At 60.9% G+C, this 14,908-nt stretch carries 11 protein-coding genes; 5 read left to right on the top strand and 6 right to left on the bottom strand.

Translation table 11 applies throughout. The features are described from left to right. The first annotated feature begins 227 nt into the window (after positions 1-227). Both OHL18_RS07065 and OHL18_RS07060 read left to right on the top strand, forming a co-directional pair. Positions 228-1,316, top strand: a complete 1,089-nt coding sequence (locus tag OHL18_RS07065) for an MBL fold metallo-hydrolase (protein WP_263374109.1) — start codon at positions 228-230, stop codon at positions 1,314-1,316. 150 nt (positions 1,317-1,466) lie between these two features. Beyond that, entirely contained in the window at positions 1,467-2,477 is a 1,011-nt protein-coding gene (locus OHL18_RS07060) for an MBL fold metallo-hydrolase (protein WP_263374108.1), read from the top strand. 128 nt (positions 2,478-2,605) lie between these two features. Here the strand turns inward: OHL18_RS07060 and OHL18_RS07055 are convergent, their stop codons facing one another. Continuing rightward, positions 2,606-3,055, bottom strand: coding sequence for a hypothetical protein (locus OHL18_RS07055; RefSeq protein WP_263374107.1), 450 nt, complete (start codon positions 3,053-3,055; stop codon positions 2,606-2,608). A gap of 382 nt (positions 3,056-3,437) precedes the next feature. On the opposite strand from OHL18_RS07055, the gene OHL18_RS07050 reads away from it, so the two are divergent. Further along, positions 3,438-4,520, top strand: a complete 1,083-nt coding sequence (locus OHL18_RS07050) for a vWA domain-containing protein (RefSeq protein ID WP_263374106.1) — start codon at positions 3,438-3,440, stop codon at positions 4,518-4,520. A 33-nt stretch (positions 4,521-4,553) separates the two neighbouring features. Here OHL18_RS07050 and OHL18_RS07045 read toward each other — a convergent pair whose 3' ends face one another. Beyond that, entirely contained in the window at positions 4,554-6,788 is a 2,235-nt protein-coding gene (locus OHL18_RS07045; protein ID WP_263374105.1) for a putative bifunctional diguanylate cyclase/phosphodiesterase, read from the bottom strand. A 534-nt stretch (positions 6,789-7,322) separates the two neighbouring features. Between OHL18_RS07045 and OHL18_RS07040 the strand changes: the two genes are divergently transcribed. Next, positions 7,323-8,741, top strand: coding sequence for a Cache 3/Cache 2 fusion domain-containing protein (locus OHL18_RS07040; RefSeq protein WP_263374104.1), 1,419 nt, complete (start codon positions 7,323-7,325; stop codon positions 8,739-8,741). Between the two features lie 14 nt (positions 8,742-8,755). Here the strand turns inward: OHL18_RS07040 and polA are convergent, their stop codons facing one another. Next, positions 8,756-11,749 (bottom strand): DNA polymerase I, encoded by a 2,994-nt coding sequence (polA, locus tag OHL18_RS07035; RefSeq protein ID WP_263374103.1) that lies wholly within the window; start codon positions 11,747-11,749, stop codon positions 8,756-8,758. 95 nt (positions 11,750-11,844) lie between these two features. On the opposite strand from polA, the gene OHL18_RS07030 reads away from it, so the two are divergent. Next, positions 11,845-12,327 carry a nuclear transport factor 2 family protein gene (locus OHL18_RS07030; RefSeq protein WP_263374102.1) on the top strand — a complete coding sequence of 161 codons (483 nt, stop codon included), beginning with the start codon at positions 11,845-11,847 and terminating at the stop codon, positions 12,325-12,327. A 7-nt stretch (positions 12,328-12,334) separates the two neighbouring features. On the opposite strand, the gene queA is transcribed toward OHL18_RS07030, so the two are convergent. The 3 genes from queA to OHL18_RS07015 all read right to left on the bottom strand — a co-directional run bounded on the left by queA (position 12,335) and on the right by OHL18_RS07015 (position 14,728). Further along, on the bottom strand, positions 12,335-13,456 hold the full coding sequence (queA, locus tag OHL18_RS07025) for a tRNA preQ1(34) S-adenosylmethionine ribosyltransferase-isomerase QueA (RefSeq protein ID WP_263374101.1): 1,122 nt from the start codon (positions 13,454-13,456) through the stop codon (positions 12,335-12,337). Between the two features lie 2 nt (positions 13,457-13,458). After that, complete coding sequence (locus OHL18_RS07020) at positions 13,459-13,968, bottom strand: protein-tyrosine phosphatase family protein (RefSeq protein ID WP_263374100.1); 510 nt, start codon at positions 13,966-13,968, stop codon at positions 13,459-13,461. A 97-nt stretch (positions 13,969-14,065) separates the two neighbouring features. Next, the gene (locus OHL18_RS07015; protein ID WP_263374099.1) at positions 14,066-14,728 is read right to left on the bottom strand and encodes a lysophospholipid acyltransferase family protein; all 663 of its coding nucleotides are present in this window, start codon (positions 14,726-14,728) and stop codon (positions 14,066-14,068) included. Positions 14,729-14,908: the final 180 nt, after the last annotated feature.

The raw sequence follows: 14,908 nt of genomic DNA, 5'->3' as shown, positions 1-14,908 counted from the left end.
AAAGGCGGCCGGTTGCGTAGACTCGGGTTATCACTTTTAGAGGATTGGGGCGCCGGCGGGGTTGCGCCCGGGCGCGGGGTTGTGGGGCAAAGGGAAAATGCGGGGGTCTCTCCGCTGCGCCGTGCTCTGCCACCCCAGCGAACAAAGAACGTTCGCCGGGGACCCCGGTCGCTGCACGGCTTCGGTCGAGATGACGTCTTCTTGGTGGGGAGTGCGTGGAGGATTCAATGCAAACGGGTAGTTCAGAGACGGCTGTTCCTTGCGTCGTGGTACCGCCGAAGAAACTGGCGAATACACCGAATGGCGATCCGGAGCAGGCTTATAACCCGCCGGGGGTGAGGAATACGGACTCGTGTCTGCCGCTGCGCCGGACAGGGCCGGTGGTGCATGACTACGAGTGTGACGGGCCGGCCGCGGGAGATATCACGCTGCGGTGGATTCATGGGTCAGTGGTGGCGGCGAAGAATACCGATCCGCGGGTCCATGTGATCGCCTACAACGAGGACACGTACATCCTGCGCGAGAATCCGTGCGTGCATTGGGAGGCTCCGTTTACGTACCTGCTGTTCGGGAACAGCGGGGCGTTGCTGATCGATACGGGAGCGACTCCGGAGGCGGAGTTTTATCCGCTGCGGAAGACGGTGGATGCGCTGGTGCGGCGGTGGTGCCAGATGCGGGGAAGGAAGACGATTCCGCTGACGGTGGTGCTGACGTCGGGTGAGGATGTCGCGCAGCACCAGGGGCGAGGGCAGTTTGTGGGAAGGCCGGAGACTACGCTTGCGCCGATGGAGTTGGCGGCGGCAAAACAGTTCTATGGTTTGGGAGAGTGGCCGAAGGGGACGGGCAAGATCGACCTGGGCGGGAGGGTGATCACCGTCATTCCCACGCCGGGGACGCATAAAGATGGGGTGACGTTCTATGACTCGTACAACAAGCTGCTTTATACGGGCGACCTGCTGTATCCGGGCAGGATCATGATCGCGAACGATCGAGACTATGTGACTTCGCTGACAAGGCTGAAGGCGTGGAGCGAGAGCCACACGGTGAAGTGGGTTATGGGCGGACACATTGAGATGATGTTTGTGCCAGGGAGAGCCTATCCGCGGTTCAGGAACCATCGCGAGTTTGAGCATGTGCTGCAGTTGGAGCCTAGGGTGATCGATGAGGCGCTGACGTATGCGACGGGGATCGTTGGGAAGGCGACGGTTGTGTTTCGCGAGGAGTTCATTCTGCTGAACCGCGTGGGGCCGGATGAACAGGTGTATCGGACAGGAGCGGATATGCCGGAGATTCCGGTGCCGTTCTGGCTGCCATAGATGGGGCTTATCGGTGAACCCACTCATCGCGATGAAGCTGCGATGAATGGGGCACAAGGCGAAATGCGGGGGTCTCTCCACTTCCCCTTCGCGTTGCTCAGGGTCCGGTCGAGATGACGGTTCTTTATTGAGGTCTTAGAGGGTGGGTTGATGGATCGTAGAAGTTTTCTGGCTTTGCCGATCGTTTCGGTGGTGATTCCGACGGTGTCGGTGGTGATGGAACGCGAGGCGGTTGCGGAGCCCGCTGTTGCGAAGAAGCAGATTGATTTTGCGACGGAAGTTCCGGCGGCGGGGACGTGGCCGGAGAGGTGGATCTGCGGGTCGCCCTCGTGCATGGACAACAAGGACCCTGCGGTGCAGGTGCATTGGTACAACGAGCACACGGCGTATCTGCGCCAGAACAAGGCTTACAGCTATGAGGCTCCGTTTATGCACCTCTACTTTGGGAATGAGCGGATACTTTTCATTGACCAGGGTTATACGCAGCTACGGACGGATTGGGGGCTGCGGGATGTGGTCGACCAGTGCATTGCGGAGTGGTGCACGCGGAATGGACGGAAGCCCAACGATATGGAACTGCTGCTGAGCTTCAGCCATCTGCATGACGACCACTACGCGGGGATCGACCAGTTCTGGGACCGGCCAAACACTCGGTTCATGGGGCAGACGCATGAGGAGATGGTCGGCTTCTGGGGGATGACGAACTATCCCGAGGAGCGGGTGGCGCTGGACCTGGGCGGGCGGAAGATTTTGATATGGGGAAGCCCGGGGCATGTGGAGTCGGAGTTCGCTTACTACGACGAGTCCACGCAGATTCTCTTCACGGGAGACATGTTCTATCGCGGGCGGTGCTACATCAGTTTCTGGGACAAGTGGTTTGCGAGCATGGAGCGACTGATGCGGTTCCTGGAGACGCACGCCGTGACGTGGGTGGTGGGGTGTCATGTGGAGATCAGCAGGACGGGCGAGGACTATCCGTACGGGATTACGTATCAGCCGGATGAGGCTCCGGTGCAGTTGACGGTGGCGGAGCTGAAGCATGCGTACGAGGTCGCGAAGACCGTTACCAAGCCGGGGATCTACTTTACCGGGTCGGTGTTTCTGTGTAACCAGACGCGCGGTATGACCACGGTGGACACGAATCCTTACGCCTATGACTAAATGCTGAACGGCCCACCTGTCGGCTCCAGGAGCAGACAGGTGGGCGGTTCGAAAGGGCGAAATGCGGGGTCTCTCCACTCCGCTTCGCTCCGGTCGAGATGACGGGTTCCTGTTAGGACTTCAATTGCTTACTTCTTGGTGGCGAAGGGATCTTTCTGTTCGTCGTACTGCTTCTGAACGAGGTAGACGAAGTGCGAGAGAGCGCGAGAGACGCGAAGGGCGTGCTCCTCGTCCGCTTCGTAGTAGATGCGGAGGGCGCCTTCGGTGAAGGGCTCGCCGGTCTTCTGCATGCTGTTGACGCAGAGGACGTTGTCCTTGCACCAGACCTTGACGTTGGTGGGCGGGTGGCCGCTGACGACGAAGGACTCGCAGTCGAGAAGATAGACGGGAACACTCTGGCGGAAGCCGGAGTCGAGCTTGATGACGCCGGTCTCGATGCTATAGGTGAGCGTGAAGTTGGGAACGGTTGAGCGGCCCGCTTCGATGAGGTACTTGGTCGTCTCTTCGAGCGAGGGGCCTTCAACCTGGCAGGCAGCGTGAGCGATGGAATGGCAGGAGATGCCCAGCATTATTACCAAAAGAAATCTAAAACGGTGGATGGTCTGCCAGTGCATTAAATCTACCTTTCACGTTATGAATCTTGTAAAGCCGCTTGCCTGGGAAGAGATTTCAAGTTACCCGCGAATGACCTAAGAGATTGAAACGCAGCTCTCTTCAGGGTTCGAAGTAATTAGGATTTGTTCTTGAGGTGATGCTAATGGGTTTGCCCATTATGGGCAAGATTTTTTGGGGGTCAGGGGCCAAGAGTGACACGAAAGTAGAAGACGGTGCTTGATTTGGCTGGTCAGAGCTGCCGGCCTCTGCGCTCGAGAGGCCGGCTTCCCGTCAAATGCTATGCTTCCTGCGCGCGGCACAGACCGCTTTACGCGGATGCAAACAGCTCCGCAGAAGGTGAATTACTTGGGACACTCTCGTTCGCTTACCTCTGCTCGCTCAATGCTTTCGCTGACCGTCGTCCTACTTCTGCCTGGAAGTTGCGCCATACTGGAGAGCCAGACCGCCGATCCGGCTGCGGCCGCACCCGCCGCCGTGGTTGCTCCGGCTGCTCCGAGCGCCGCTGCAACATCTGTACCTACGCTTGAGATGGCTCTGCTGATCACGGACCATATCCATCGGCCTGTCGATGACGTGCCGGTGGAGAAGCTAAGGCTAAAGACCGCCAATGGAACGCAGATCACACCGCTCTCGATGCGCCGGGAGGGCGAGGATCCGCTCTCCCTGGTGATCCTGATCGATGCAAGCAGGGACAGCTTTCACGATCTTTCCAAGCTGGGGGACGAGTTCGCGGGACTGGTGGGATCGCAGCTGCTGCCGACGGACCGCATCACGATGTACGCGGCCGACTGCACGATGACACGTTCGATGAATAACGCTGTTCCTGACGCCGCGGCCCTGCGAAAGGGGGTCAGCGACGCGATGTCGTTCCCGACGCTGCATGGAGGCAAGGAGCACTCGGCATGCGGAAAGACGTTTCCGCTGTGGGACGACGTGGCGGTCGCGGTGGCGGGACTATCGCATGCTCCGGGAAGGCGAGTGATCCTGCTTATTTCAAGCGGCGAGAATGGGGGCGGAAAGTACGACTGGCTGACCGTGGAGCAGTATGCGTTCGACCAGGGCGTGGCGATCTTCGGGCTGAGAGACAAACGGCAGTCCGACGCGGACGACTTCTCACGGAACGCGCTGACAACGACCCACGGAACACCTGGTTCGTCGGTTTCCCTTGCCCCGCCGGCTGCCTTACGCTCGGCAAATAACCTGGAGTTGCTCTGCGCGAACGATGGCGGTCTGACCTTGACTTCAGCGCCGGAGTTCCGCAGAGACGGAATTGCGGGCATCCTCTTCCTGATCCGTAACCGGTTCATCCTGACGATTCCGAAAGATGCTTACCCCTTGGGAACAACGCATGGGGTCAAGGTGACCCAGACGGGGATCTCGCCGTACTTCATGACGGCGACGGGAGCGTTGGAGCCAATGGTGAAGTAGCGGCGGGGAGCGGGTGACGGCCCAGGCAACGCTTCAGGAGGCCGAGGCAAGCTCCCGCTCACGACCGACAGGCTCCTCAGGAAACCGGTCAAGAGGAAGATCCTCCAGGAACACGAAGCCGGTGGAAGCCAGCAGACCAGCGGCCCTGATGGCTTCGACAGGCTTCGAGAGAAGGTATCCCTGAAGGAGGTCGCAGCCGTTTGCGGCCAGCGCCATCTCCTGCTGCTCGGTCTCGACGCCCTCGGCGACCACCATCATGCCCATGCGATGCGCCATCGAGATGATGCTCTCCACGATCGGAAGCGTTCCTCGAGGATCGCCGAGCGCCTGGATGAAGGAGCGGTCGATCTTGATGCGGTCTATGGGGAGACGATGCAATTGGTTCAGAGAGGAGTAGCCGGTTCCGAAGTCGTCGACGGCGATGCTGACGCCGAGAGCTTTGAGGCGTTCAAGCTGCCGGGTCGACTCGGTGAAGTCTTTGACCATCACGCTTTCGGTGAGTTCAAGCTCGAGCAGTTCGGGATCGAGGCCGGACTCGCGGAGAACATCGGCGACCTGGTCCGCGAAGTCATCGCGCATGAACTGGATCGCAGAGATATTGACGGCGATGGGCACGGCACGATATCCGGTGAGCTGCCATTCCAGACTCTGACGGCACGCCTCGCGCAGGACCCAGTTGCCGAGAGCGACGATCATGCCGCTCTCTTCCGCGATGGGTATCAGCCGCGCAGGAGAGATCATCCCAAGCGTGGGATGGGGCAGGCGAAGAAGGGCTTCGAATCCGGCGAGGGATCCATCCAGACGGTATTGAGGCTGATAGTGCAGCGCGAAGCCCTCGGTCTCGAGGGCCTCGGTCATCGCCTTCGCGAGTTCACGGCGCTCGGACAGGACCAGGTCGAGGGCGGGCGAGAAGGCGCGCACGCCGTGATGTCCGAACTTGGCCTCGTACATGGCCATGTCGGCGTTTCTTTCGAGCAGGTCTGCTGATTCTCCGTCCTCGGGATACATGGAGACGCCGACGCTGGCGGAGGCGGAGAGCATAAGCCGCTGGAACGGGATGGGCGCGGTGAGCGATTGGAGCAGCGATTGGGCGACGTGTTCGGCGTCGGCACGATCGGTGACGCCTTCGAGGACGGCCATGAACTCATCGCCCCCCATGCGGGCGATGGTGTCGCTCTCGCGCAGACGGGCGGAGAGCCGGAGAGCGACCTCTTTGAGTACAGCATCGCCGGCTAGATGGCCGTGGACGTCATTGGTCTGCTTGAATTTGTTGAGGTCGATCCACAGGACCGCGACGGGCGTGGCCGCTCGTGAGCTGCGCTTGATGGCGGAGTGCAGCTGCTCTTCTCCGAGCAATCGGTTGGGAAGTCCGGTCAGGCTGTCGTGATAGGCGTGGCGGCGCAGGTCCTGCTGGAGGCGGTATCGCTCGAGAACGAGCGCGGCCATCTTGGAGTGCGATTCGAGAAGCTCCCAATCCTGTTGCGAGGGCTGGCAGCGGAGCAGAGAGTAGATGGTGAGGGTGCCGAGGGGTGAGCCATCCGGCGCGAAGATCGGAATCGACCATAGAGACTGAATGCCGTTGGCGAAGAGGAGCTGAGGCCAGGGCTTGCGTTCGCGGGGCAGGTCTTCGATGACCTGGGGTTTGCGTTCACGCAGGGCCACGGCTTCGGGAGCGTCGGTCATCGTAACGTCGAGCTGCTTGAGACTGCGGAGAAGATTTGTAGGGAGTCCGCTCGAGGATTCCATGTGAAGATCGCCTTCGCGGGCGAGGTGCAGGGCGCAGCACCAGCGCGAACGTTCTTTGGCGATGACGTCGGTGAGGGCCTGGAAGATCTTGTGCGGCGGCTCCTCCTGGGCGAGCATCTCGAGAAGCTGATTTCGACCGCGGTTTAGCTGCTCGGCGCGCTGGCGTTCGGTCACCTCGGTCTGGAGCTGGGCGGTGCGATCTTCGATGCGCCGTTCGAGCGTGTTGTGGGCCCGGCGAAGTTCATCTTCCATCTGCTGCCGGCCAGCAGACTGCCGACGGGCGTCGCGGCGAATCATGGTGGCGCAGAGGACGGCGGTGATGATGAGAAAGGGCGTCAGGCCCAGCGCCCACTCGACCAGTAGAAGATGGCGGTCGGCCATCAGAGTGGAGTTTTGTAACCGGAGCGATCTGGCGGCAAACCAGGCGATGGAACCGAGGGCTAGCTGTAACAGGATGACGACGTAGAGAACGCGACTGTAGAGTCGCGAGTACGACTCTGATATGGGCCCTGGGGATGACAAACTGCACTCCAATCACGGGTGAGACGGCTACCTATCGGCTGCGAGCGGCGTGGTCAACAGCCCCGTTCGCGAACATTGGGTGAAGAGATGAACTGCCGTTGAAAGATCAAAGACCCGCTCATTCGGTACGAGTCTCTACGTCGTGACCGGATGAGTTTGACGCAGGAGGAGCTGAATGAAACTCCCCTGAAAGTGGGAGGCAGAGACGGAGAGACAGCCCGAAGTTTGACCCGATGAGGTCTGGGAAAAGGTCTGGGAAGAGGTCTGGGAACAGGTCTGGGACCTGACAAATTCAGGGAGATGGGGACGCGGAAGGCGACGATGCAGCGTGACCCGATTGTCTGGGACGCTACAACCTTCGGCCACGTGCCGAACGTCACGTGACCCGCTAAGGTTTGTTTGTGAGCAGAGCACCACGCTGATATGACTCGGGGGCCTGCCGTTTGTGCGGCCCGGACGCCGCGGCATTGAGGAACGAAGCATCTTCCTGCTTCCGTTTCCGGCGTTGAGCCGGCTGACTTGAGGTCCAGTAGTATGTCCAGATTCCTCGATGCGTTTAGCAGAAAGAACTCGCCCCAGGCCATGCCGGGTCGTGCGAAGGCGACGACCGGTGGGTCGACCTTCGCTGAATTCAGCAGCCTCAGTTTCGCATTGCTGCAGACGTCGAAAGCGACCGCGGAGCGTTCCAACGCGCAACGCCAGATGGTCCAGGACATTGCGACGATGGAGCGGCAGATCCAGAGTTCAGCGAGACGCTGCGCCGGCAACAGCCTCAAGACCGCCGAGCAGGCGGAGACAGTCGCCCGGGACACGGAGCGCGGCAATGAACTGATGGAGGCCACAGCCGCTTCCATGAGCGACATGTCGAAGACCGCGAAAGAGAGCGCCTCTCTGATGCGGGAGTTTGTGCAACGCATGACCGAGGTCAATCGCGTCGTCGAGACCGTTCGGGATATTGCGCGACAGACCAATCTCTTGGCGCTGAATGCTGCCGTAGAAGCAGCGCATGCAGGCGCACACGGCGACGGCTTCAATGTGATCGCTCAGGAGATTCGAGCGCTGGCGGACCGGGCAAGAGAGTCGACGACCGAGATTGCAACCAGCATCGGGAAGATGGGTGCAACCGCGCTCGCCGCGGAGAAGTCGATGCTGCTTGGAGAAGAGGCCGCGGACACGAGTATCACGCGAAATCTCGAGGTCCAGAATTCGCTCCAGAGCATTCGCGACTCCATGTACCAGGTGCAGACGATGTCTGCCGAAGTGGCCGACGCTTCCAATCGCCAGACATCGGCTCTGGAAAGTCTGAGCGCCCAACTGAATGAGATCGACAAGATGGCCTCGGCATCGACGTTTGAAGCCGATGCCGCCGCAGAGATGAGCATGCGGCTGGTGGACTCCGCAAGCCAGCTTCAAAGGACAGGAGCTAGAAGGAATCTGGCTCTCCTAAGCGGATTGGGCGGAACTTCCCGCGAAAGCTCCGACTCGGAGAGCCTGGTTCGCCAGATCGCCAACTCCTGGCCGCGTGTGGAGCACGCCATGGAAGAGCTTCGGGCCGAGTGCTTGAAGGCGGGAGCTCCACGCGTGAATGGAACCACGGAGGTCGGCGGCCGTACCCTTCCTGGCCTGCGCTTCGGGTCAGTCAACGCGGCGGATGCGAACGCTCTGGTCGACCGTGTCAACCAGCGGACTGGATGCGTTGCCACGTTGTTCGTGCGGGACGGAAGCGACTTCGTACGAACGGCTACCAACATCAAGCGGGCGGATGGCAGCCGCGCGACGGGAACGATCCTTAATCCCAAGGGCGCGGCGATGGCCCGGTTGACCAGGAAGCTTCGGCACGAAGGAGCGGTTTATATCCTTGGCAAGCCATTCGTAGCCGCCTACGATCCTGTGATCTCAGCGTCCGGCGAGGTGATCGGAGCGTTATACGTAGGCCTCGCTCTCGACCGATAACGGCGTGACGGAATTTACTTGATGTCTCGCCAGTTCTGGCCGAGGCCTACGTCGGCGACGATGGGGATGGAGAACTCGGCTACGTGTTCCATCTCTTGTTTGACGAGGGCTTTGAGCTCGTCGGCCTCTTCGGGAACGACGTCGAAGAGGAGTTCGTCGTGTACTTGCAGGGTCATCTTCGAGCGGAGTTTGCGTGCGGTCATCTCGCGATCGAGGGCGATCATGGCGAGCTTGATGAGGTCGGCGGCGGTGCCTTGGAGCGGCGTGTTGACGGCGGTGCGCTCGGCGAAGCCGCGCATGTTCGGGTTGCGGGACTGAATGTCCGGGATGGGGCGGATGCGACCGAAGTAGGTCTTGACGGCGCCGTCGCGGCGGACGGTTTCGAGGGTCTCGTCGATGAAGGTGCGGACGCCCTTGTAGCGGTCGAAGTAGGTCTCGATGTAGAGCTTTGCTTCCTTCTGATCGATGCCTAGCTGGGCGGCGAGACCGAAGGGGCTGATGCCGTAGACGATGCCGAAGTTGACGGCCTTGGCTCGGGCGCGGGTCTCTTTGGACATGGTGGCGGGATCAACGCCGAAGACCTCAGCTGCGGTGAGGGTGTGGATGTCCTGATCTGTGCGGTAGGCGTTGAGCAGGAGCGGGTCCTGTGAGAAGTGGGCCATGAGGCGGAGCTCGATCTGGGAGTAGTCGGCGGACATGAGCAGGTTGCCGGGGGCGGGGATGAAGGCGGTGCGGATCTCGCGGCCGAGGGCGGTACGGGTGGGGATGTTTTGCAGGTTGGGGTTCGTCGACGAGAGACGGCCGGTGGCGGTGCCGATCTGGTTGAAGGTGGTGTGGACGCGGCCTTCGGAGTCGGCGAGCGTGGGAAGCTGATCGGTGTAGTTGCTGCGTAGCTTCGACATCTGGCGGTACTCGAGGACCAGAGCGGGGGCGGTGTGGTGCTCGGCGAGCTCTTCGAGGACGTCTTGCGCGGTGCTGACTACTTTTCCCTTGCCGTACTTCATGGGCTTGGGGAGGTTCATCTTGTTGAAGAGAACATCGCCGAGCTGCTTGGGCGAGTTGATGTTGAAGCGGTGTGGCCCATCGAGACCCATGGTCTCGCCGGCGAGGGCGTAGATGCGCTCGGCGAGGTTGTCGATGTCGATGGAGAGACGGCTTGAAAGGGCGCGCAGGACTTCGCTGTCGACGCGGACGCCGGTCTGTTCCATGCGGAGCAGGACGGGGACGAGGGGGAGATCGATGGTCTTGTAGACGTTATGAAGCGGGGAGACTTCCTCCTTCCGCGTTGGCTTTTCGGTGACCAGCATCTCGAGGGTCACAGCACCTCCGAGGGCGGGGTCATCTTTCGGGATCTCGTGCTCGAATGTGCCTGCTTCGGCAAGCTGCGTAGTGAGTGCGGTGGCGAGGCGAACGATGGCGGCGGCGGCTTCCGGGAGGCGATTAGGGTCGGAGGGGTTGAGCTTGGTGGGCTGATGGATCAGGGCTCGGCTGGTGGTGCGGGCCGCGATGTCGGGCAGCGTATGGGAGCCGTGAGTGGGATTGACGAGGTAGCTGAGCAGCATCACGTCGTCGCGAACACCTTGCAGATCGATGGAGTGCGGTGCAAGGGCGCGGAGGACGGCTTTTAGGTCGTGGAGGTCTTTGGGGAGGGTGGGGTCGGTGAGTGCCTCTTTGATGCCGGGAGCGTCGAGGGAGACTTCGATGGCTTCGTTCGGGGTGACGGCAAGGCCTAGACGGCAGGCGGGGTCGGGAGCATCCGTGGTAGCCGAGGAAACAGATCCTCCGCCTGCGGCGAAGGATGACAAGGTCTCGGGGGGTGTGTCTGTGGGAGCGCCGAAGAGGGACATGGTTTCGGCGGGTGGGGGTTCCACTTCAGTCTCGGCGGCGGGGTCTTCGATGGCGATCTCTTCGGAGATGGCGGTGGCGTCTTCGAAGATGGCTATCGCTAGGCCCTGCGGTCGGCCGGTTTCGGGGTTGATCGCGCGGGCGGCGGTGAGGAGATGGTCGATTTGTAGCTGCGTGGGTTTCAAATCGTAAGAGATGACGGTGTTGTCGACGGATGGCGCGAGTTCTTTGAGCAGCGTAGTGAATTCGAGCTCGGAGAAGAGGGCGCGGCAGGCGGCGTTGTCGACGGGCTGGGTGCGCATGGCTTCGATGGAGAAGTCGATAGGCACCTCGGTGTGGATGGTGACGAGCTCTTTCGAGAGAAGAATGTTGTCGCGATTATTTTGTAACGATTCGCGATACGTTTTCTTTTTGACCTCGTCGGCGCGGTCGAGGGCGGCTTCTACGGAGCCGAACTCCTTGATGATGTCGATGGAACCTTTGTCGCCGATGCCGGGAGCGCCGGGGATGTTGTCGACGGAGTCGCCGCGGAGGGCCATCACGTCGATCACCTGTTCGGGAGGCACGCCGAGGACATTCGTGACACCAGCGGGATCGAGGATGAGATTGTCTTTGGTGGGGTTGAGGATGCTGACTTCGTCGGTGACGAGTTGCATCATGTCCTTGTCGGGCGAGATGACGTAGACATGATGGCCGAGCGCGGCGAGCTTGTGCGAGAGCGTGCCGATGACGTCGTCTGCCTCGAAGCCTTCGTAGTAGAGGATGGGGATGCGGAAGGCTTCGAGGGCGCGGCGGATGTAAGGCTGCTGCTGGATGAGGTCGGGTGGGGTCTCGGCTCGGTTGGCCTTGTAGCCGCCGTACTCGATGGTCTCGAAGGCCTGGGTCTTGATGTTGAACTTCTGGACGTCTTTCAACTGCGTCGCCAGCTCGTTGCGATGGACGGGAGCACCGACGTCATAGATGGCTGCGAGGTACTGGGGAGAAAAGTCCTTGCGCAGCTTGTTGATCATGTTGACGAAGACATAGGTCGCGGCCGTGGGGATGCCGGTGCGTGTCGACATGGGGCGCTGCCGCTGCATGGCGTGGTAGGCGCGGAAGATGAAGGCCATCGAATCGAGGAGGTAGATGGGGGGCTTGGCGGAGGTGTGCGGCGCTTCGGACATGATGAATTGATGGTACGGCTGCGAGAGGCGGCGTGGCGAATGGACTTCCTGAGCGTGGTACGATTGCCGCAAACTCTCAGGGGTGAGGTGCAAGGATGCGGAAGTTATTACCGCTGTTTGTGTGCGGTCTGTTGAGCCTGGGGAAGTGCCGGGGTGCGAACGCGCAAAACTGTAAGACCGACCCGAAAGACAAGGCCGCCGTAGTGCAGACCATGCGCACCATGTACGAGGCGGCGACAGTCGATGACTTCGCGAAGCTGCATACGGTGGTTGCGCCGGGATTCTATGCGTTCGATGGCGGAGTGCGTTACGAAAGCATGGACAGCCTGATGGACGCTGTGAAGGCGTTTCAGGACAAGGGCGCAAAGTTTGTGTGGAACGTGACGAAGCCTGAGGTAACGGTGGAGTGCGACAGGGCGTGGATTACCTATCTGAACGACGGGTCGATCCAGATGCCGGGAGCCAGTGCACCGGCACCGCAGCAGTGGCTGGAGTCCGCGATTCTGAAGAAGCAGGATGGCGCGTGGACGCTGGTGTTCTTCCATAGCACGCGGGTGGTTGTGCCGGCCGCTGAGTAATAGACCGCTAGGTAATCAACATGCAGTCGCCGTAGCTGAAGAAGCGGTAACGCTGCTCGACGGCGTGGCGGTAGGCGGAGAGGATGAGTTCCCTTCCCTGCTCGGGCGTACGGGATTGCGCGGCGAGGGCGCTGACCAGCATGATGAGCGTCGACTGCGGGAGGTGAAAGTTGGTGAGGAGGCCTTGTACGATCTTGAATTCATGACCGGGCGAGATGAAGATGCTGGTCTGGCCGGAGTGGGACTCTAGCGGCTCGCCGTTGGAGATGAGGGCGCAGTGTTCGAGCGTGCGCGTGGTGGTGGTGCCGGCGGCGATGATCCTTCGCTTCTCTGCGAGTGCTTTGTTGATCGCTGCAGCGGTTGTAGCGGTGAGAGTGTAGTGCTCAGCGTGGAGGCGGATGTCGGCGAGGTGGGTGGCGCGGACGGGCTGGAAGGTGCCGAGGCCTACGTGGAGGGTGACGTACTCGATTTGAATGCCTTTGGATTTGAGGGCTTGCAATACTTCAGAAGTAAAGTGGAGGCCGGCGGTAGGCGCGGCGGCGGAGCCGGGCTGGTTGGCGTAGACGGTCTGGTAGCGTGTGCGGTCCTCGCCGGAGTCATCGCGGTGGATGTAGGGCGGCAGAGGCATGTGACCGATGCTGTCGAGGATGGCGTGGAAGGGTTCGGCAGTGGGGGCGAAGCGGAGGGTGCGTTCGCCGAAGTCTCCGGCGGTTAGGACTTCGGCCGTTAGGGCGATCGCGTTGGTTTCGTCGGCGAAGTTCAGGTGTTCGCCGGGCTGGATCTTGCGACTGGGGCGGACGAGGGCGGACCAGATGTTGTCTTCTCGTTCTTTACCGGGAAGCTGCTGGGTTAGGAGGACCTCGATGCGGCCCGTTGGATCGGGCGAGGAGCTTTGAGTGTGCGGGCTGCGCGCTCGCGTGGCGTAGAGGCGGGCGGGGATGACTCGGCTGTCGTTGAGGATGAGAAGGTCGCCTTCGTGGAGATAGCTGGGGAGGTTGACGAAGGTGTCGTCTTTGAGGGTGCCAGTGGCGCGATCAAGATGCATCATGCGGCTGGTGCCGCGGATCGCTGGCGGGGATTGGGCGATGAGGTCTTCGGGGAGCGAGAAGTTGAAGTCGGAGACGAGCAAGGTTAGATTGTCCGTTGTTTCTTGGGCTGAAGGCTGGCGACGAAGCGTTCGACCCAGCGGACTTGCTCTTGAGTATCGGGGACCTGTAGACCTCTGGCCTTTGAGAGACGCGTAAAGGCGTCCTCTGGCTGGAAACCCTCAGCGCAGAGCAGCGAGGCAAGCAAAAGGGAGGAACGACCAATTGAGGCTCGACAGTGGACAGCGATACTTCGTCCCGCGCGGAGTTCAGATTGGAGGCCTTCAACGAATGATTTAAATGCGGTGGTTGAAGCGGGAGTCTCTCGATCTGTAATAGCGAACGATTTGAAGATGACTCCCGCTGCTCTACAGAGCGCAGCTTCAGAAGAGAGGCCCAGTTCGTTCGCTTCGTCTTCAGGAAGCATGGAGACGAGGACGTTAATGCCATCTCGCTTGATATGAGCTATCTCCTCTTCGAGCCAGTCTCCTCCACGCGGACGGGGCACGATCGCCACGCGGAGTTGATTTTCGGTCTCTACCCAGAAAGTGCTCATTGGAAAATCCTAAATTGAAGCGGCGAGAGAGGAGTGTGAGACCGAAACGGTCGGGAGATCGGGGCGGTAGGTAATCTCTCGGGATTCTTCGCTTCGCTCAGAATGACGACGATTTTGGGTTGAAGGGCGGGAGGGTCATGGCGACAGCGAGGTCCAAATTGGCCTGGACGGATTGTTCGGTGACGTCTTCGGCGGGGACGTGGGGAGGCCAGGTGATGAGCACTCGGCTGAAGGGTTTGGGGATGAGGAATCGGTCCCAGGTCTTGAGCTCCCAGGCGCGGAGTGGAAGGACGTAGAAGGTGCCGACCCAGGTGCCGACCAACTGGGCGAACTGGGCGGTGCCGGGTTTGGCGACCATATTGGGGCCTCGGGGGCCGTCGGCGGTGATGGCGCAGCGGGTGCCACGACCGTACTCGTCGGCTATTTGTTTTAGGGCCATGGCGCCGCCCCTTGAGCTTGACCCGCGGATGGCGATGAAGCCGAGACGTTCCACGGTGCGGGCGATGAGTTCGCCATCGAAGCTGCGGGAGATGAGGATCGCGATCTTCTGGCCGCGGAAGTAGTAGGCGCAGGAGAGCAGGCAACGGTGCCAGAAGGCGTAGACGACGGGGCCGGGGATCTGCGAGCCGGGGGTGACTCCGGGAGCGATGAGATCTTCGTAACGGAGGGTCGAGCCGAGGATGCGGATGAGGAGCGAGGCCAGGCGCGGGACGAGGAAGAGGGTCAGGCGCTGGGTGGGGGTGTAGGTGGGTGGTGGCACTTGGGTAGTTTAGCTGGGAAAAAGCTTACTTTCCCACCCCTCGCGATGAAGCTGCGATGGATGGGGCACCCGAGCGTTGGTGGCGGGTTAGGGGAGAGCGGTTCGTGCTTCGCACGAATGTCCCACTCATCGCGATAAAACTGCGATGAATGGGGCACCCGATTTTGTGGAGCTTCGGAG

This window comes from Granulicella aggregans, assembly GCF_025685565.1.
In the GTDB taxonomy this organism is placed as follows: domain Bacteria; phylum Acidobacteriota; class Terriglobia; order Terriglobales; family Acidobacteriaceae; genus Edaphobacter; species Edaphobacter aggregans_B.
Note: the sequence above shows the minus strand (reverse complement) of the source record. Positions and strands in the feature narration are given on the sequence as shown.

Coding starts and splice junctions, on each gene's coding strand:
- OHL18_RS07060 (WP_263374108.1), top strand. CDS start 1,467: ATGGATCGTAGAAGTTTTCTGGCTTTGCCGATCGTTTCGGTGGTGATT.
- OHL18_RS07065 (WP_263374109.1), top strand. CDS start 228: ATGCAAACGGGTAGTTCAGAGACGGCTGTTCCTTGCGTCGTGGTACCG.
- OHL18_RS07040 (WP_263374104.1), top strand. CDS start 7,323: ATGTCCAGATTCCTCGATGCGTTTAGCAGAAAGAACTCGCCCCAGGCC.
- OHL18_RS07030 (WP_263374102.1), top strand. CDS start 11,845: ATGCGGAAGTTATTACCGCTGTTTGTGTGCGGTCTGTTGAGCCTGGGG.
- polA (WP_263374103.1), bottom strand. CDS start 11,749: ATGTCCGAAGCGCCGCACACCTCCGCCAAGCCCCCCATCTACCTCCTC.
- OHL18_RS07020 (WP_263374100.1), bottom strand. CDS start 13,968: ATGAGCACTTTCTGGGTAGAGACCGAAAATCAACTCCGCGTGGCGATC.